The 17,306-nt window shown below is 58.1% G+C and carries 17 protein-coding genes; 7 read left to right on the top strand and 10 right to left on the bottom strand.

Annotated features, from left to right (window positions below):
- Positions 1–29: 29 nt before the first annotated feature.
- Positions 30–218: a hypothetical protein gene (locus D3871_RS29990; RefSeq protein ID WP_147376862.1), complete on the top strand. Its 189-nt coding sequence runs from the start codon at positions 30–32 to the stop codon at positions 216–218.
- Between the two features lie 50 nt (positions 219–268).
- Here D3871_RS29990 and D3871_RS20785 read toward each other — a convergent pair whose 3' ends face one another.
- The 3 genes from D3871_RS20785 to D3871_RS20775 are packed head-to-tail and all read right to left on the bottom strand — an operon-like array spanning position 269 to position 2,611.
- Positions 269–904 carry a 2-dehydro-3-deoxy-6-phosphogalactonate aldolase gene (locus tag D3871_RS20785; protein ID WP_119770958.1) on the bottom strand — a complete coding sequence of 212 codons (636 nt, stop codon included), beginning with the start codon at positions 902–904 and terminating at the stop codon, positions 269–271.
- Positions 905–914: 10 nt separating this feature from the next.
- The gene (locus D3871_RS20780; protein ID WP_119770957.1) at positions 915–1,817 is read right to left on the bottom strand and encodes a 2-dehydro-3-deoxygalactonokinase; all 903 of its coding nucleotides are present in this window, start codon (positions 1,815–1,817) and stop codon (positions 915–917) included.
- Positions 1,818–1,834: 17 nt separating this feature from the next.
- Positions 1,835–2,611: an SDR family NAD(P)-dependent oxidoreductase gene (locus D3871_RS20775; protein WP_119770956.1), complete on the bottom strand. Its 777-nt coding sequence runs from the start codon at positions 2,609–2,611 to the stop codon at positions 1,835–1,837.
- Between the two features lie 93 nt (positions 2,612–2,704).
- Between D3871_RS20775 and araD the strand changes: the two genes are divergently transcribed.
- The 3 genes from araD to D3871_RS20760 are packed head-to-tail and all read left to right on the top strand — an operon-like array spanning position 2,705 to position 6,253.
- On the top strand, positions 2,705–4,426 hold the full coding sequence (gene araD, locus D3871_RS20770; protein ID WP_119770955.1) for an L-arabinonate dehydratase: 1,722 nt from the start codon (positions 2,705–2,707) through the stop codon (positions 4,424–4,426).
- A 30-nt stretch (positions 4,427–4,456) separates the two neighbouring features.
- Positions 4,457–5,329, top strand: a complete 873-nt coding sequence (locus D3871_RS20765) for an SMP-30/gluconolactonase/LRE family protein (RefSeq protein ID WP_119770954.1) — start codon at positions 4,457–4,459, stop codon at positions 5,327–5,329.
- Positions 5,330–5,338: 9 nt separating this feature from the next.
- On the top strand, positions 5,339–6,253 hold the full coding sequence (locus D3871_RS20760) for an aldose 1-epimerase (protein ID WP_119770953.1): 915 nt from the start codon (positions 5,339–5,341) through the stop codon (positions 6,251–6,253).
- Between the two features lie 144 nt (positions 6,254–6,397).
- Here the strand turns inward: D3871_RS20760 and ldcA are convergent, their stop codons facing one another.
- The 5 genes from ldcA to queE form a co-directional block, all read right to left on the bottom strand.
- The gene (gene ldcA / locus D3871_RS20755) at positions 6,398–7,327 is read right to left on the bottom strand and encodes a muramoyltetrapeptide carboxypeptidase (RefSeq protein ID WP_119770952.1); all 930 of its coding nucleotides are present in this window, start codon (positions 7,325–7,327) and stop codon (positions 6,398–6,400) included.
- 203 nt (positions 7,328–7,530) lie between these two features.
- Entirely contained in the window at positions 7,531–8,442 is a 912-nt protein-coding gene (locus D3871_RS20750; RefSeq protein ID WP_119770951.1) for an alpha/beta fold hydrolase, read from the bottom strand.
- Between the two features lie 304 nt (positions 8,443–8,746).
- A complete protein-coding gene (gene tadA, locus D3871_RS20745; RefSeq protein WP_233575748.1) occupies positions 8,747–9,229 on the bottom strand; it encodes a tRNA adenosine(34) deaminase TadA in 483 nt (160 codons plus the stop codon).
- A gap of 41 nt (positions 9,230–9,270) precedes the next feature.
- Positions 9,271–9,717, bottom strand: coding sequence for a 6-carboxytetrahydropterin synthase QueD (gene queD, locus D3871_RS20740; protein ID WP_119770950.1), 447 nt, complete (start codon positions 9,715–9,717; stop codon positions 9,271–9,273).
- Positions 9,717–10,349 (bottom strand): 7-carboxy-7-deazaguanine synthase, encoded by a 633-nt coding sequence (gene queE / locus D3871_RS20735; RefSeq protein WP_119770949.1) that lies wholly within the window; start codon positions 10,347–10,349, stop codon positions 9,717–9,719. Before queE ends, queD begins: the two co-directional genes overlap by 1 nt.
- A 481-nt stretch (positions 10,350–10,830) precedes the next feature.
- Here queE and D3871_RS20730 point away from each other — a divergent pair, with 481 nt between their 5' ends.
- Together D3871_RS20730 and D3871_RS20725 are read left to right on the top strand one after the other, a co-directional pair.
- Complete coding sequence (locus tag D3871_RS20730) at positions 10,831–11,031, top strand: hypothetical protein (RefSeq protein WP_119770948.1); 201 nt, start codon at positions 10,831–10,833, stop codon at positions 11,029–11,031.
- A gap of 50 nt (positions 11,032–11,081) precedes the next feature.
- A complete protein-coding gene (locus D3871_RS20725; protein ID WP_119770947.1) occupies positions 11,082–11,681 on the top strand; it encodes a hypothetical protein in 600 nt (199 codons plus the stop codon).
- Between the two features lie 103 nt (positions 11,682–11,784).
- Here the strand turns inward: D3871_RS20725 and D3871_RS20720 are convergent, their stop codons facing one another.
- Entirely contained in the window at positions 11,785–14,202 is a 2,418-nt protein-coding gene (locus D3871_RS20720; RefSeq protein ID WP_119770946.1) for a DNA polymerase II, read from the bottom strand.
- A gap of 255 nt (positions 14,203–14,457) precedes the next feature.
- Positions 14,458–15,498, bottom strand: a complete 1,041-nt coding sequence (locus D3871_RS20715; protein ID WP_119770945.1) for an MBL fold metallo-hydrolase — start codon at positions 15,496–15,498, stop codon at positions 14,458–14,460.
- Between the two features lie 412 nt (positions 15,499–15,910).
- Between D3871_RS20715 and D3871_RS20705 the strand changes: the two genes are divergently transcribed.
- Entirely contained in the window at positions 15,911–17,122 is a 1,212-nt protein-coding gene (locus D3871_RS20705) for a DUF2863 family protein (RefSeq protein ID WP_119770943.1), read from the top strand.
- Positions 17,123–17,306: the final 184 nt, after the last annotated feature.

Below are 17,306 nucleotides of genomic sequence, written 5' to 3'. Positions count from 1 at the left end.
TACCTCCATCGCCTTGTAAGGATCCTAGCATGAAAGAATGCCCTATCCTTTTCAGCGCGCCGATGGTGCGCGCCATCCTGGACGGATTCAAGTCACAAACACGCCGCATCATCAACTGGAAGCTCACGCCGTTTCAGTCAATCGAAGAGCGCGAGGACGCCACGTTATGGCCTTGGCGATATGGCCAGCCCAGGCGGCCACCGCCAAACTGGAAATAGCATGGATGTTTTGACAATGCGGAGGCAAGCGCAATCGCTGGCGCGTCCGGTCACGCCCCCTGCAGCAGTTTTTCCCGCGCCGCCATGAAGGCGTCGGCGGAGCGTTTCAATGTCGCTTCCTCTACCTTCGGCTGGTACAACTGGCCGCCTATGCCGAATCCGGTCGCGCCGGCCGCGATATAGGCGGCCATGTTCTGGGTATGGATGCCGCCGACCGGCAGCAGCGGCGTATCGGCGGGAAGAATGGAGCGCATGGCCTTGACTGCGGGCGGTGGAATCATCTCGGCGGGAAACAGCTTCAGGCCGCGCGCGCCGGCGTCCAGCGCGCGATAGGCTTCGGTCGGCGTGGCGACGCCGGGCAGCGCAATCATGCCGTTGCGCGCTGCATGCGAAATGACGTCTTCCGCGCAATGGGGCGAAACGATCAGCGTGCCGCCGGCGTCCTTGACAGCCTCCACGTCTGCGACCGTAAGCACGGTGCCTGCTCCGATCACGGCATCGTCCGGCGCCATCTCGATCAATATGCGCATGGCCTCGATTGCGCCCGGCCGGTTCAGCGGCACCTCAAGCATGCGGAATCCGGCTCCAAACAGCACGCGCCCGACCATGGGCGCTTCGTCAGGCGTCAGGCCGCGCAGGATCGCCACCAACGGACAGGGGAAAGGATGAAATGCATCATTAGCCATGGTAGAACCTTTAAGGTGAAAACAATGCGCGCAGCGCGGCAAGATAAACCGCGTCGGGTTGCCATGCGCGCGCTTCTATTCCGAGCAGTTCCAGCGCGCTCAGATAGCGTGCCGACAGTGCCGGACTGCCGACCACCTGCACCGCCGACTGCTGCGGCGCGTCTGTCCTTTTCAGGATGTCGTATACCTCGGTGCCGATCAGCAGACCGGACAGATATGACGCCGTGTGATCGGGTGGCATCATGTCGGTCACCACCAGCGCGCGGCAGCAGAATGCGGTGTGGGTAAATGAACCATGCCGCGCCGCTTGCACCCCTGCGGCAAAGGCTTCCGGCACCGATTGCTGCTCGGTCATCACCTTGGAGAGCGTACCGTGCTGTGACATTAATGAAAAAAGTTCGCCGGTCATGAATGTCAGGAATTCGATCATGCCGCCGTTTTCAACCCGCACCCATTTGCTGTGCGTGCCAGGCAGCAGGAACCATCCATTCGCCGCACTAAGCGACAAGGCTCCCAGCACCTGCGTCTCTTCGCCGCGCATGACATCGGGAATGCCATTGGCATCGATGTATTTATAGCCGGGCGCAATGCGGCAACGGACCTCGGGGAGCGATGTGCGCACTTCCATCAGGTTGTCATGCAGCGCAGTCAGCGGCTGCTCCATCGACAGATAAGGCACTTCATGCCATCCGTTACGGCTGCCTACCATGCCGGACATGACGATATCTGCGCGCTGCAGCCCGAGGGTCTGCAGCAGTTGCCGCAGCGAGCCTTCAAAATCGCCGTTGACATGCAGGATGCCTGCTTCGTCGCTATGCTGGCGCATAAGGCCGCCTTGCGCATCCAGCAGATAGGCACGGCGGTTGCTCGTGCCCCAGTCAATGCCAAGCCGGCTTGTATCTGGATCAGTCATCGTTTTTTCGCTTTCCGTCAGGCCCAGCCGCCATCGACAATGAATTCCTGTGCGCTGCACATTGCGCCATCATCGGACGCAAGGAACAGCACCATACGCGCCACATGCCAGGGTTGCACCCTGCCCTTCAGACACTGGCTGCGGTCGATCAGCTTTTCACCTTCCTCGTCCACCCATAATTGCAACTGGCGCTCGGTCATGACCCAGCCGGGCGTGACCGTGTTGACGCGAATATTATAGGGACCGAGGTCGCGTGCCAGTCCGCGCGTCAGACCGCTGACCGATGCCTTGGTCGTGGTATACACAGGATAGCCGCCATTGGCGATATGCCAACTGGTCGAGCCGAGATTGATGATGGAGCCGCCGCCTTTTTTCTTCATGCCTTCGATCACGGCCTGGCAGGTGAAAAACATCGGCCGCTGGTTGATCGCAATCCGGTCGTTCCAGAACTCGAGCGTAACCTCTTCGGGCGTATGGCGCTGATCATTGCCCGCGTTATTGACCAGCACGTCGAAGTCGCCGATATCTGCGGCAATCGAACGCATCACATCTTGCAGCGCCGGAATATCGCGAATATCACATTCGCGAAACACGGGTTTTTCATATCCGGCCAGCGCGATTTTCTCGCAGAGCGAGAGACTGGCATCGACGGCGATATCGATGAACGCCACCTTGGCCCCCTGCTCGGCGAATGCCTCGACGATGCTCTCTCCGATGCCTGAGCCGCCGCCGGTGACGAATACCCGTTTGCCCTGAAGACTTCCGAACCGTGCCAACTGGCTCTGTGCCGCCATGATTTTCTCCTGAACTTTCGAAACGATGACTACTCAATATTGATGCTAAGTCGAAACCCCTCCTTCACAGTTCAATAGCTCCACGAGAAACTTATGACCACCGAAAAGCCCAAACGTCGCAGCCGCGCGTGGTTCGAAAAACAGGATCGCGACGGCTTCGTGCATCGGAGCTGGACCCAGAAAGCCGGCCATCCGCCGGATGAGTTCGACGGCCGCCCCGTGATCGGCATCTGCAACACCTGGTCCGAATTAACACCTTGCAACAGTCATTTCCGCGAACTGGCCGAGTTCGTCAAACGGGGTGTACTTGAGGCAGGCGGATTCCCTCTTGAGTTCCCCGTCATGTCTCCCGGCGAAACCCAGATCCGCCCAACGGCGATGCTGTTTCGAAATCTGGCCAGCATGGATGTCGAAGAATCGATACGCGGCAATCCTATCGATGGCGTGGTCTTGCTGATGGGATGCGACAAGACAACACCGGCATTAATGATGGGCGCGGCGAGTTGCGGTTTGCCGACAATAGGTGTCTCCGGCGGGCCAATGCTGAACGGCAAATTCCGTGGCAAGGATATCGGCTCGGGCACAGGGGTGTGGATGATGTCGGAAATGGTGCGCGGCGGGCAGATGACGCAGGAAGAATTCACCGAAGCCGAAGGATGCATGAACCGTTCCACCGGCACCTGCATGACCATGGGAACGGCATCGACGATGGCGAGCATGGTCGAAGCACTCGGCATGTCCTTGCCGGGCAATGCGGCCATACCCGCGCCGGATACGCGACGCAACCGGCTCGCGCAAATCAGCGGTCGACGTATCGTAAAAATGGTCGAGGAAGACCTGACGATGGACAAAATCATGACGCGCCATGCCTTTGAAAATGCAATACGCGTCAATGCCGCGATCGGCGGGTCCACCAATGCGGTGATTCACATGCTGGCAATCGCAGCTCGCATCGGCGTTAAACTGACACTGGATGACTGGGATCGGATCGGTGCCGAAATGCCCTGTCTGGTCAACCTGCAACCGTCCGGCCATTATCTGATGGAAGACTTTTACTATGCGGGCGGCGTGCCGGCTGTGATGCGTGACATTCAGCATCTGCTGCACTGCGATGCATTGACCGTCAATGGCAATACGATAGGACAGAACATCGCGGAAGCGCCCTGCTACAACCGCGACGTCATCAAGCCTCTCGATCAACCCTTGATGGAGAAGGCCGGCATCGCGGTCTTGCGCGGCAATCTTGCCCCGGATGGTGCGGTGATCAAACCGTCGGCCGCATCGAAGCATCTGCTCAAACATCGCGGCCGTGCGGTGGTATTCGAATCGATCGAGGACTTGCGCGAACGGCTCGACGATCCTGCCCTGGACATCGATGAAAACTGCGTGATGGTCCTGAAAAACTGTGGCCCGCGCGGCTATCCCGGCATGGCCGAGGTCGGCAATATGCCATTGCCAAGCAAGGTGCTGCAAAAGGGTTTCAGCGACATGGTGCGCATCTCGGATGCCCGCATGAGCGGCACTGCCTACGGCACCGTGGTACTGCACACTTCGCCCGAAGCCGCGATAGGCGGGCCGCTGGCGCTGGTGCGCACCGGCGACATGATTCAGCTCGATGTGCGCGAACGCAGCCTGCACATGGAAGTCAGCGATGAAGAACTGGCGCGCCGCAAATCGGAATGGGTGCCGCCCGAAGTGCCTACGCGCGGCTATGTGAAGCTGTATGTCGAACACGTGCAGCAGGCGCATCTGGGTGCGGACCTTGACTTCCTGGTCGGCAGCAGCGGCGCGCCGGTGCCGCGTGAATCGCACTAAGAACGAAAAGACAAACATAAAGGTGGCCGAATGAACACTCCTGAATGTATCTGGAATGCCCATGCGGCGCTGGGCGAAGGACCGTTATGGTCGGTCAGGGAAAAGGCCTTGTACTGGGTCGATATTCTTGGTCATCGCTTGCACCGGTATTCCGCTGCGGAAGGGCAGCGGACCTGGCAATTCGATCAAGAAGTATCGGCGCTCGCGGAGCGCGCGGATGCGCCCGGACTAGTCATGACGCGCCGCCATGGATTTGCCGGCTTCAATCCCGCCACCGAAGAAATGCAGCCGCTGACACAAGCAGAGACCGGCATGCCCGACAATCGCTTCAATGATGGCAAGTGCGACCGCCTTGGCCGCTTCTGGGCCGGCACGATGGACTTTGGCTGTACCAAACCCACGGGCTCGCTCTATCGCCTCGACCCCGATCTCACCTGCACACGCATGGATTCCGGGTATGCGGTGACCAACGGCCCTGCCTGGTCGGCTGACTACAAAACGCTGTATCACAACGATAGTGTCAATGGACGGGTCTATGCGTTCGACTTTGACCTGGAGCGTGGCGAGATCTCGAACAAGCGGACCTTTCTGCAATTCAGCAAGGAAGACGGTTCGCCGGACGGCATGACAACCGATGCCGAAGGCGGTCTCTGGATCGCGCATTGGGGCGCAAGCAAAGTGACGCGGCATGATCCGGAAGGCAAGATTACGCGGACCGTCATGCTGCCCTGCAGCCAGGTGACCAGTTGCGCGTTTGGCGGGCCGGGGCTAACCACGATGTTCATCACTACCGCTGCGGACGGACTGTCACCACAGCAACTGGAACGCGAACCGCTCGCCGGCGGTCTATTTGCGCTAGACCTCGATATTGCCGGGGTTCCCGCCAACCAGTTCCGTGGGTGACATGCCGCCATGAAAACCGACATCATTACGCTCGAATCCGATACACAACGTTTACGCATTGCACCCGAACTCGGCGGCAGTGTTGTCGGCTGGGACTGGAAGCTCGGCAAGGAATGGTCTGCGCTATTTCGGCCATGGGACAGCGTCTCCGGCAACCGTTACAGCCTGGCCTGCTTTCCCCTGGTGCCATGGTCCAACCGGATTACCGGAGGCGGCTTCGAGCATGAGGGCGTTTTCCATCCGATTCGTCCCAATCGTGAAGGCGAAACCTATCCCATCCATGGCGATGGCTGGCTACAGGCGTGGCAGCTTGCAGAACGCAATGACAGCCGGATCAAGTTATCACTTGAATCCGACCGTTTCGACGGTAATCCCTATCATTACCGCAGCAGCCAAACCTTTCTGCTACTGCCCGATGGTTTGCAGATCGATTTGACGGTAACGCATCTCGGCCAGAAAACCCTGCCCTACGGTCTGGGACTGCATCCGTATTTCATGCGCAATGCGCATACGCGCCTGATGGCAAAGGCGGAGGGCGTATGGCTGTCGGGTGACGATCCTATCCCGGTCGAGCATGTCACGGCATTTCCGGAAACCTGGGATTACAACACGCCGTCGCCGCTGGAAGGGCCGATGATCGACAATTGCTTCAGCGGCTGGAATGGGAAGGCAATCATTTCCTATCCTGACCGGGCACTGACGCTGACCATGGTGATGCCTGACTGTAATGGGTATAGCCTGATGTACAGGCCGCCGGGGCTGGACTATTTCTGCTTCGAGCCTATCACCCATCCTATCAATGCATTCCACATGAAGAATCAGCCGGGGCTGGCCGTGCTTGGGCACGGCGACAGCCTGGCTTTGCGTGCGAAGTTTCTCGTGAGCGCCGCGTCGAATACGGCTTATACCAATCCCAACCCATAATGTGACAAATGAAATCGATGGATTTTTTCGACTGGCAAGGCGCAGGAGGAGTCAATAGCCATGCTATTGACGACGAGTGCAACGCGGCCAGGCGGAAAAAGACGCGATTTCATGTCATGTTATGAGTTGGGATTGGTATTAGATTCAAACCCTTGCTGCAAGCGTCGGATAGCCGCTCATCGTCAGCATCGCATTACTGCCATTGCAATGCAATCTGGCCTGGCTGCCGACCGCCAGCGTCGCCTTGTCGCGGATGTGTCCGAAGGGAAGACCGGTCAGGATGGGAATGCCAAGCCTTGCGCGCAGATAGCCGACCATGGCGTCGAAATCATAGCCATTGTCGTACTCGTTCAGACGATATGCGGAAAAATCGCCAAGGACGATCGCCTGCTGTCGCAACAAGCCGGCATGCGCAAGCTGCAGCAGCATGCGCTCGACCCGGTAAGGATGTTCGTTGACGTCTTCAATGAACAGAATGCCACCCTCGATACGCGGCAGATAAGGCGTGCCTACCAGATGCGTGAGCATGGTCAGGTTGCCGCCCCAGAGAATGCCCGACACGTCGACAGAAGGATTGTCGCGCGCTTCAAAGGCAATCGTATGCTCGCTCCGCGTCATGCAATTCCAAAAGCTGTCTAGCGTGTAGGCACTGGGCTCGTCGCGCGAAAAATCGTCGCAAATCATCGGCCCGGCAAAACTGATGGTGCCGCCCTGCGCCAGCATGGCCATGTGCAACGCGGTAAAGTCGCTGTGGCCGACAAGCAGCTTGCCGCTGGCGGCCAGGCGTTCGCACTCCAGCATCGGCAGCAGGCGCGACAAGCCATAGCCGCCGCGCAACGCGATGACGATATCGACCTGCGGATCGACGATTGCATCATTGAGCTGTTGCAGCCGGACCGCATCGGTGCCGCCAAAACGCTGGTGGCGGGCACCGGCGTCATAAAAATTCTTTACCCGACAGCCTCGGTCTTCGAGACGAGCAGTCGCACGGCCGACCGCATGTGGATCCGCGGCATAGCCGCTGGCCGCCACAATGGCGACGGTCAAACCGGACAAATCTGGATGGTGTGACATGGTTACTTAATTAATACACTGTATTGGCAATTCGACAGGTCACATCAGGCGTGACGCGCCTCGGGGGCTAATACCAATCCCAACCCATAACGTGCCATGAAATCGCGTCTTTTTCCGCCTGCCTGCGTTGCACTCGTCGTCAATAGCCCGCTATTGACTCCTCCTGCGCCTTGCCAGTCGAAAAAATCCATCGATTTCATTTGTCACGTTATGGGTTGGGATTGGTATAACTCGTGACGGGCATGCGCGGCAATCAGATTGGCGATCGGTTCTTCCAGCGCGGGCGGAATGTCATGTCCCATGCCTTCGATTTCGTGCATGATCGCGCCGGGAATCCAGCGTGCGGTATCGCGTCCGCAGGCAACCGGCACCAATGGATCGTCGCTGCCGTGGATCACCAGCGCCGGCAGGCGAATCGTACGAAGTTGCGCCACCAGATCGCCGGACGAGGCTACCGCCATCATCTGGCGCGAAGTGCCATTGATGGTCGAGTTGCGGCGTACGCTTTCCATCACGCGCTCGCGCAGCAGCGGCTCCGGCGTCGGATACGCGGGACTGCCGATGACGCGGAACAGATGAACGAAATGCTCGACGACCGCATTGATATCGCGCGGATTGCGGGGCATGGAAAACACTGCGTTGTTTGCAGCAAAGCTTGGCCCCGGCAAACCGGGGCGACCGCTGGTCGACATGATCGATGTGAGGGTATGCGTGCGGTCCGGATAGCGCGCGGCAATGATTTGCGCAATCATGCCGCCCATCGATGCGCCGACAATATGCGCCTTGCGGATTTCCAGCGCATCGAGCAAGCCTATCGTATCCTTCGCCATGTCATACAGGGTGTAGCCGCTAAACAGCGGCATGCGAAACAGCGACTGGAAAAACGCCTGATGCAGGTGAGGCTTGCCGAGATGGCTCAGCTTGGTCGACATGCCGCAATCGCGATTATCGAAACGGATGACTCGAAAGCCTTGGTCTACCAATGTCTTGCAAAAGTTGTCGGGCCAGGAAATCAACTGGAGTCCGAGGCCGGCGATCAACAGCAGCGGCTCCCCATTCGGGTCGCCCTGGTCGTCGCAGGCCAGCTGTAGACCGTTGGCTTCAATAATACGCAATCAAACCTCCCAATTTTCAATCCATTGCCAAGCACCGGAGATATCGCTTGAAGATACGGCGTGAATCATTTGTTCATTGACCTGAAACTTCGACAAGCCGGAACTCCAGCAAGGGGCGTGCCATAAGTTGACGGCTGAACGTTGATCACTGCGATCATCCGGGCGATGTCAGTCCAGAATGCGTTCCGCGCTGTGGCCGGTAATATTTATACCAAGGCGGAAAAATCTGCCGACGCGTGAGCGGTTGACCTGTTGACTGTACACGACCGGCAATCTTTCTGCCCGTCACGTCAAAAAGAGAGAATTAAACTTGCGCGTTGGCAATATCTTGCAAGGCGCGGCGCCGCTCCGCAAAAAACTGCTTCAGCAATCCCGCGCATTCCTCGGCCAGCACACCGCCAACCAGCTCGGTGTGATGGTTGAGCTTTTCCTGGGCGAACAGATTGACCACGGAACCGCAGGCGCCAGTCTTGGGATCGGATGCGCCGAACACCACGCGCGACAGGCGGGCATGCATCATCGCGCCTGAACACATTGCGCAGGGCTCCAGCGTCACGTACAGCTCGCATCCCGGCAAACGGTAGTTGCCCAGTACGGCGGCGGCCGCCCGTAAGGCCACCACTTCGGCGTGCGCGGTCGGATCATGATTGCCGATAGGCTGGTTAAAACCGGTCGCAATGACTTGTCCATCTTTCACCACCACCGCACCCACCGGCACTTCGCCAAGCGCCCACGCGTTATGGGCTTGCGAAAGCGCCTGCTGCATGAAGATCGTATCTTGTGCCATTGGCTGCGCCATTGCTTGCGTCGTCACTTGCGTCATCCCGCTCAGTCCTGCGTGATTTCCGCCCAGCAGTTGGGCGTCTCATGCAGCACCAGCTTGTGCAGCCGGAGACCGGTTCCGTAACGGTCGCTAAATACCGCATGCAGGATGTCGAAGGCGGTGCGCGCCAGGTTCTCGACGGTAGGGATGCGATCGATGATGACGGTCTTGTGCCCCGGCAGGCTGGCCAGGAATTCCAGCACCGCCGTGTCCTTTTCATAAGCGAGAAAAGCATGGTCCCAGACATCGACCAGATGCTGTTTTGCCAGCGCCTTCACATCGGAGAAGTCCATGATCATGCCATTGTCCGAACTTCCCTCGACCTCGATCACTTCGCCGATCAGGGTGATTTCCAGCGTATAGCGATGGCCGTGCAGGTTACGGCACTGGCTCTTGTGGTCGGGGATGCGATGTCCGGCATCGAATTCGAGTTTTCTGGTAATCGTAAGCATCAGGGTATGTGCAGTAGCTTGTGGGTTTGCAGGCTGAGTTTCCAGCGCGGCTTTTGTTTGCAGAGTTCTATCGCCAGACGGGTATTGTTTTCCGCTTCCGGGCCATCCATCGGCTGCAGGTAAAAATGCTCGAAGTCGAGCTGCGCGTACTCGTCGAGCGGCTGGCCCGGCTGCGGAATCACCACCTTCAGTTCATTGCCTTTGACAACCTTGAGCGGCGCGCCATGCTTGGGACTGACGCAGATCCAGTCGATTCCCTCGGGCACCGGCAGGGTGCCGTTGGTTTCGATGGCAATGGTGAAACCTTGGGCGTGCATTGCATCGATCAGGGCGCGATCAAGCTGCAGCAAGGGTTCGCCGCCGGTAAATACGACAAACTTTGTATCCGCATACCCGGCTGGCCAGAAGGAATCGATGATGCCGGCAAGCTGTGCCGCATCGTACTTGCCGCCGCGTTCGCCGTCGGTGCCGACGAAATCGGTATCGCAAAACCTGCAGACGGCGGATGCACGGTCGGATTCGCGCCCCGACCAGAGATTGCAGCCCGAAAAGCGGCAAAACACCGCAGGCCGACCCGCATGCGTTCCTTCGCCTTGCAAGGTATAAAAAATTTCTTTCACACTGTAGGTCAAGATCGTTTCCCGGAGTAATCCGACGTGCTTACGTCATTCTGGCAATTGGTGTGCGGCGTCCGACGCCGTACTGATGGAAAAATGCCAATGGCATGAGTGCCGAAATGCAGAGCGACAGCATCTGGCAGGACGGTCCCGCGCAAGAGACGGGTGCGGTGCCGCACCGTTTCAACTTGTCGCGATATTGTTTTTCTGTCCTGATTTGCACTTGTCGCATCAGTTCAAGCCGGTATTTTCGCATTTATCGGGAAAGATGCCCAGCATGGGGGATTGATACCGGTTATACCGGCCGGCCCCTGACGCTTCGACGGATTGATACATGGGTACATTTCGCTACATACATCCTGTAACCGCCCTTACCGATTCCTGATAGGCGAAATGCCTGCGCTCGCTTGTAATACAGCTACGTCGAATGCGCAGCCGGCGCCCGGCAGCAGCCGCTTCGGCGAGCGCGACCAGCCCGACTCACAGAGGAGAAATAATGAAGAAACTGGTGTTGTCCATCGCCGCGGCCTGCGGCCTTTTATCCGGTTGCATCGCGGTCCCCGTCAGCGATGCCGGCGTGCACGTATCCGGCACAGTCCGGTCCGGAAGCGCCGGCCATTCCTATCGCCGCGACCGCGACGGGGACGGCGTGCCGAACCGGTACGACCGCCGCCCGAACAATCCCTATCGTTACTGATGCATTAGAGCAGTTTCGGCAGTCCGATTCATATTTCAGGAAAATCCATCATGCAGATCAAATCATTCGCCGTCTCCCTTGTTGCTTCCGCCGTACTGGTCGGCGTCTCCATGGCGTCCGCATTTGCGCGCGATACGCATACGCCGGGCATCGACGCCACGCAGCAGGAAATCCATGCGCGCATCCAGCAAGGTGTTTCATCCGGACAGATCACCCAGGCAGAGGCCCAGGCGTTGTATCGGCGCGAGCGGGAAATACACATGCATGAAATGAGGATCAAGAGCGATGGCATGGCCACACCGCAGGAACGCGAGCAACTGCGTCACGACCTGGAACAGATGCGCGCGCAAGTCGAAGAAAGCATCTTCAATCGCCGCACCGCCGGCTCTCATACCGATGGTGGAAACCGCATCGATCATGCGCAATACCTGATCCGCTCAAGGATAGAACAGGGCATGCGCAGCGGCGACATTACCCGGCGCGAGGCCGACATACTGTTCGCCAAGGAACAGCGCCTGCAGCGTCACGAGGCGGCGTTTCAAGCCGACGGTTATGTCACCCGTAGCGAACGTCAGCAGTTGCGCGATGAAGTCGCCATGTTGAACGAAGACGTTGAAAGAATGATGTCGAATGGAAGGCGTTATCGATGATGCCGACGCCCCGTCGGCTGAATGCTCCTCTGCTGCCCGGTCGGCAGAGGAAGTCTCTATTTTTGATGCATTTTCCCGGCACGGAGTTGCACGACGGCCGGCGTTAGAACAAGACTTGCTGGCGGCTGGTCAGTGTTGCAAAATCATCGCCCAGGAAAGGCAGTATGGCGTCAGCCACCGGTTGCAGCTGACGTGTCACATAGTGTTCGTAATCGATAGCTGAGCGTCGGGTCTCCAACGGTTCGGGACCGGCTACCGTCATGACATAACGAATCCACCCGCCATTCTGATATTGCACAGGACGGCCATGACGCTGGTTGTATTCGTCGGCGATGCGCGCGGCACGCACATGCGGCGGCACGTTGCGCTGATACTCGTCCAGCGGCCGGCGCAAGCGCTTGCGGTATACCAGCAGCGCATCGAACTCGCCGCTGACCGTGCGCTGGACATAGTCGCGTACATAGTCCCGATACGCTTCGGCCTTGAAAATGCGCAGGTACAGCGCCTGCTGGAATTGCTGCGCCAGCGGCGTCCAGTCGGTACGCACCGTTTCCATTCCCTTGAACACCATTTCCTCGCTACCGTCGGGCTTGACGATCAAACCCGCGTAGCGCTTTTTGCTGCCCTGCTCCGAACCGCGAATGGTCGGCATCAAAAAACGGCGGTAATGCGTGTCGAACTCAAGTTCGAGTGCGTTGTCGAGCCCGAATTCCAGCCGCAAGTGCCGATCCCACCATTGATTGACATGATCGACCAGCACGCGGCCGATCTCGACCGCCTGCTCTTCCGTATGCGCGCTTGTTAGCCAGACAAAGGTGGAGTCGGTATCGCCGTAGATGACTTTAAAACCCTGGCCTTCGATCAGTTCACGCGTGCGGTGCATGATCTCGTGACCGCGCAATGTGATCGAGGATGCAAGGCGAGGATCGAAAAAACGGCAGCCGCTCGATCCCAGCACGCCATACAACGCGTTCATGATGATTTTCAGTGCCTGCGACAGCGGATTGTTGCGCTCGCGCTTGGCCGCTTCACGCCCCTGCCAGATTTGCCTGACGATAGCAGGAAGACAATGCTTGTCGCGAGAAAAGCGCGCCCCGCGAAAACCCGGCACCGTTGCATTGGGGTCGATGTTGTGCGCGCCTTCCACCAGGCCGACCGGGTCAATCAGAAACGTGCGGATAATCGACGGATAAAGGCTTTTGTAATCGAGAACCAGCACCGAATCGTACAATCCGGATCGAGAATCCATCACAAAGCCGCCGGGGCTGTTTTCTCCTGCTACGTCGCCGAGGTTGGGCGCCACGTAACCCTGGCGATGCATCATCGGCATGTACAGATGCTCGAAGGCGGCTACCGAACCACCGCTGCGATCAATGGCCAGACCTGTGACGCTGGCACGTTCCAGCAGGAAGGTCAACAGTTCGGTCTTGGCAAAGATGCGCGTGACCAGTTCACAGTCTTTCAGGTTATAGCGCGCAAGGGCAGGCTTGTCTTCGGCAAATCGACGGTCGATTTCCGCCATCCGCGCGTAAGGATTGTCGATGGACTTGCCTTCGCCCAGCAATGTTTGCGCGACATGTTCCAGGCTAAATGAGGGAAAACTCCAGGTCGCCGATTTGAGTGCTTCGATACCGTCGATGACCAGGCGTCCGGCGATGGCTGCAAAGTAGTGCTGTTGCTTGCCGCCGTGTTCGCGCCATTCCATTACGCTGCGGTCGCGCCCAAAGCGCAACGGAATATGATAGAGCTCCGCGTGTCGTTGCAGCACACGCAGGTCGAACTGCACCAGATTCCAGCCGATGATGGCGTCGGGATCGTGCCGTTCCACCCATCGATTCAGTTGCTCCAGCATCTGCGAACGGTTGTCGCAGTATTCCAGATCGAAGTCCGGCCGATCATCGCCGCCGTTCGGGGGACCCAGCATGTACACCTGGCGCTGGCCGCAACCCTCCAGTGCGATTGAGTACAGTTCGCCGTGGATGCTGGTTTCGATATCCAGCGATACCACTTTCAGTTGGGGGCGGTAACCAGGCGCTGCTTTCATCCTGCTGTCAAGCAGCAGACCATTGCCACCTGGATCAGGCTGGCCGTCGAACCATACCGGCCCTGTGATGAAACGTTCCATCAGATAGCGTTCCGGCGGCCGTACATCGGCTTCGTAGACATCGATGCCGTTTTCGCGCAAACGCTTTTCCAGTTTGAGCAAGTGGCGATACTGCCGGCAATACAGGCCCAGCACCGCGCGTTGCCGGAAATCGTTCAGAGCGAGGGGACGCAGTTCGAACGAACGTTCACCGGATAGCAGCGACTCTGCCTGCTCGCGCTGTTCGGCGGGAATGAAGGCTACCGATCGCTGAGGTCCAAGCCGGATATGGCGCGGCCCCTCATCGGTCGCCAGCCAAAAGTCGACTTCCGTACCACTGGCCGTATCACGCCAGTGTCGAGTCAATAAGAACCCCTGCTTTAGTTGAACCAAGGTGCTGCCTTTAACGCGGCTGTCAGAATGAACGCGCTCAAACATTTTATCAGGCGGCTACAGCGGACACCCGTACAAGGTCATTCGGGTGCCGCGTGAACGCCGAACACCGCGCCGCAGTACCGGCTCGCGATAGAAGCTTAGGCGCCGCGCAGGAATAACTTGTGCAATTTGGCGGGCGTCGCGGGAGGCGATGCAAGGCGAGAGGAGGAGTCATAGCGAGCTATGGCGATGACGAACAACGCCGCAGCGCGCCCGCTACGGCCAACAAAATTGTGCAAGTTATTCCTGCGCGACGCCTTACTGCGCAGGCCCGTGTTCGACCGGATAGCTGGCGGCCCGCCACGCCTTCATGCCGCCATCCAAGGCAACAGCGCGCTGATAACCCATGGTTCGCAGCGTCGAAGCCGCGAGTGTGGAAATGAGACCCAACTCGCAACACGTCAAAATGTGGCGCGTAGGATCGGGCAACTCCTGATTGACGCGCAGCTCGAGCTGGCCGCGTGGCAGCAAACGGGCGCCCGGAATATGCGCGGTGAGATAAGCCTCACGCTCGCGAATGTCCAGGATGATCAACTCGTCGTCTCCGGCGTCGACCCGCGACTTCAGTTCGCCCAACGACATGAAAGGAACCCTCTCGGCAGCCTCGGAAAGCAAATCGGCGACGGTCTTGCCGCCGCTCATATTGGTGCGCAAGGCCTCGGTAATATGCGTCGGCATGGTCAGGTTAAGACTGCGCATCATTTCGACGAACTCGGCGCGATCACGCTTCTGCAGCCGAGGATTGTCAGTGATTTCCTGACCAATCGTGGAATGGCTGCGGCCTTTGTACTCGTGGGCCGGATATACCTTGAGGGCCGGGTCCAGATGCAGGATATGATTGAACAGGCTGTCGTACAGCGCTTCCGGATCGCCGCTGGGCAGGTCGCTCCGCCCGGTGGCGCCAATGAGCAGGGTATCGCCGCTGAATATCCGGTCTTCCGCAATCAGGCACATGGAATCCATCGTGTGGCCGGGCGTGTGCAGCGCCTGCAGGCGCAGCCTGCCGACCGCCAGCATTTCGCCGTCGTCCAGGCGCATGTCCACGAAGGGCGCCGGGCTTGCGCGATGCATCACCAGGGGCGCGTCCAGCTGCCGAGCCAGTTGCCGGCTCGCGGAAAAATGGTCGGCATGCGTATGTGTGTCAAGCAGGTAACGGATACGCAATCCGTGGCGCATCGCAAGGGCTAGATAACGGTCGATCTGACTCTTTTCCGGATCGATGACCACCGCCGCACAGGTGTCAGCGCATCCGACCAGATAGGACTGGCAACCGCCTGTAGTGATCTGTTCGAAAATCATGACCTACCTCCATTGGGGCCGGCATTCGTGCTACACAAGAACATTGCATCTGATCAATCGAATTGACGGCAAGCGCAATGAGTTGATTGTAGATGCGCATAGGGGTCTTTCAAACTAATTATGCTTGCCAGGTTTTGAGAAAGCAGGATGACGATTGCTGGATATCAAGTGATCAAGTGATGGCTTGAGATTGGCATAAAATCCGTTCCTGGCCTCAACCGGCTGCGATTCACCCTTTTCGGCGCCGATTCTTTCCGAGAAATTGGAAGACCTTATCACGCGGTTGCAACCATCTTTTCCTGTCTGTGCAATCATATTTGCCTTAACATCTTGGCCTTAACCCGTGCCAGACAGCAAGGAGCGACACGTCGCTACAATTCCTGCTTAACAAACATAGTTTAACGACCAAGCCATGAAGAAGACAAAATATCCGTCCGCCACGAAAGCCAGTTCAGCGGTAGAGGAACCGGACGAAGAGCTAGCGGACCGACTGCTTGCATTGGCAAACAGTCTACGGGAATCCGACGCTTACGCGGTACTCGGCGAAGCTGAGCGCAAAACGCAGGCCGATCTGCGCAAAGTAGTCAGGAAATGCCTGCTGCAACAGCGCGAACAAGTGCTTGCGGATGCACTTGACTATAGCTACGAGGAAGATGCCAAGGCCCATCATGTATTACGCGAAAACATAGAAGACCTGGCCGGCACTGCACTGCTCCACCGCGATGACAAGGCCGCACTGGAAGTGAATGCCTTCGTGATTCCTCTCTTCATCCATACGACGGGTGGCCTGAACAGCGAACAGTGCTTTCAGGACGAAGACGCATTCAACCGGCTCCGGGAAAGTATTATCGACAGTGGCCTGGAAAGCCGTAAAGCTAGTGTGATGCTGGTGAGCCATGCCTATCATCCTGACGAAATCAGGCATATCGCCTATTGCCAGTTAAATGCGATGGTCCATGAAGCGACCGGCGCGATGACACGCAAGAAGCTTGTTGCCGCCGATGCGATCGTTGGCAGCATGCGCGGATGGCCGCCGTCTCACTTCGCGCCGGACGATCATGCGCTGGAACTGCGTTTCCTGTTGGGCTTTGCGCTGAAAGCCATGGACGATGCGTTCTACCATGTGCCGGAAAAAGAAGCGGCGGCCGACCGCTACTTCGACGAGCGTGCCGAGCGCTTTCGACAATGGTCGAAGCAGGCGACGCCATTGCTGCGACGCTGTCTCGTCACCGACGGGCGTGACATGCAGATCGACTTCCTGTATCAGGACTTGTTCTTTGGCGGGAAGGACGCGGCATTGGCGGAAATGGAAGTACTCCGTCTGCTATCGGAAGTTCAAGGTACGCTGGAATTGCACGAGACGGGTCCGGATGAAGCCAGGGCGATTATCGGGCCCATGGTATTGAATGATGAATCGGTGTTACGGATAAGCTTGCATGCGAGGTCTACGGGCACCTTGATCGGCAACGTCGATGGACCGGCAAACCAAGCGGAGACCATGGAAAGCGCCATCGCTGATCGCGCAGACGGCTTGATTGCGATTGGCGTTCGCGAGGTTCAGATTGCCAGGGCGTTCGACTCGGAAGGCTTGCCAACCGGAGTTCGCGCATACTCGCCGCGATAGGATATGGTGGTCTGCTGATCTCGGCACAGAGACGGCAAGCAAACCAGTTCACTGTGATCGCACCTTATCCCTATTTTGGGCAATGGCAAACCTGTTACCATTGCTCATCCTTTGCAGCAATACGGCCAGGCGCTGTTAATAAAGCTGACTTCTTTGCGAAGGCCTGAACTGTTTTTGGCATTAC

Source organism: Noviherbaspirillum saxi (genome assembly GCF_003591035.1).
Taxonomy (GTDB): Bacteria; Pseudomonadota; Gammaproteobacteria; order Burkholderiales; family Burkholderiaceae_D; genus Noviherbaspirillum; species Noviherbaspirillum saxi.
This window is presented reverse-complemented; position numbering and strand designations above follow the sequence as displayed.

Excerpts from the sequence above, each read along its gene's own strand:
- D3871_RS29990 (WP_147376862.1), top strand. The coding sequence starts at position 30 with ATGAAAGAATGCCCTATCCTTTTCAGCGCGCCGATGGTGCGCGCCATC.
- D3871_RS20785 (WP_119770958.1), bottom strand. The coding sequence starts at position 904 with ATGGCTAATGATGCATTTCATCCTTTCCCCTGTCCGTTGGTGGCGATC.
- D3871_RS20780 (WP_119770957.1), bottom strand. The coding sequence starts at position 1,817 with ATGACTGATCCAGATACAAGCCGGCTTGGCATTGACTGGGGCACGAGC.
- D3871_RS20775 (WP_119770956.1), bottom strand. The coding sequence starts at position 2,611 with ATGGCGGCACAGAGCCAGTTGGCACGGTTCGGAAGTCTTCAGGGCAAA.
- araD (WP_119770955.1), top strand. The coding sequence starts at position 2,705 with ATGACCACCGAAAAGCCCAAACGTCGCAGCCGCGCGTGGTTCGAAAAA.
- D3871_RS20765 (WP_119770954.1), top strand. The coding sequence starts at position 4,457 with ATGAACACTCCTGAATGTATCTGGAATGCCCATGCGGCGCTGGGCGAA.
- D3871_RS20760 (WP_119770953.1), top strand. The coding sequence starts at position 5,339 with ATGAAAACCGACATCATTACGCTCGAATCCGATACACAACGTTTACGC.
- ldcA (WP_119770952.1), bottom strand. The coding sequence starts at position 7,327 with ATGTCACACCATCCAGATTTGTCCGGTTTGACCGTCGCCATTGTGGCG.
- tadA (WP_233575748.1), bottom strand. The coding sequence starts at position 9,229 with ATGGCACAAGATACGATCTTCATGCAGCAGGCGCTTTCGCAAGCCCAT.
- queD (WP_119770950.1), bottom strand. The coding sequence starts at position 9,717 with ATGCTTACGATTACCAGAAAACTCGAATTCGATGCCGGACATCGCATC.
- D3871_RS20730 (WP_119770948.1), top strand. The coding sequence starts at position 10,831 with ATGAAGAAACTGGTGTTGTCCATCGCCGCGGCCTGCGGCCTTTTATCC.
- D3871_RS20725 (WP_119770947.1), top strand. The coding sequence starts at position 11,082 with ATGCAGATCAAATCATTCGCCGTCTCCCTTGTTGCTTCCGCCGTACTG.
- D3871_RS20720 (WP_119770946.1), bottom strand. The coding sequence starts at position 14,202 with ATGTTTGAGCGCGTTCATTCTGACAGCCGCGTTAAAGGCAGCACCTTG.
- D3871_RS20715 (WP_119770945.1), bottom strand. The coding sequence starts at position 15,498 with ATGATTTTCGAACAGATCACTACAGGCGGTTGCCAGTCCTATCTGGTC.
- D3871_RS20705 (WP_119770943.1), top strand. The coding sequence starts at position 15,911 with ATGAAGAAGACAAAATATCCGTCCGCCACGAAAGCCAGTTCAGCGGTA.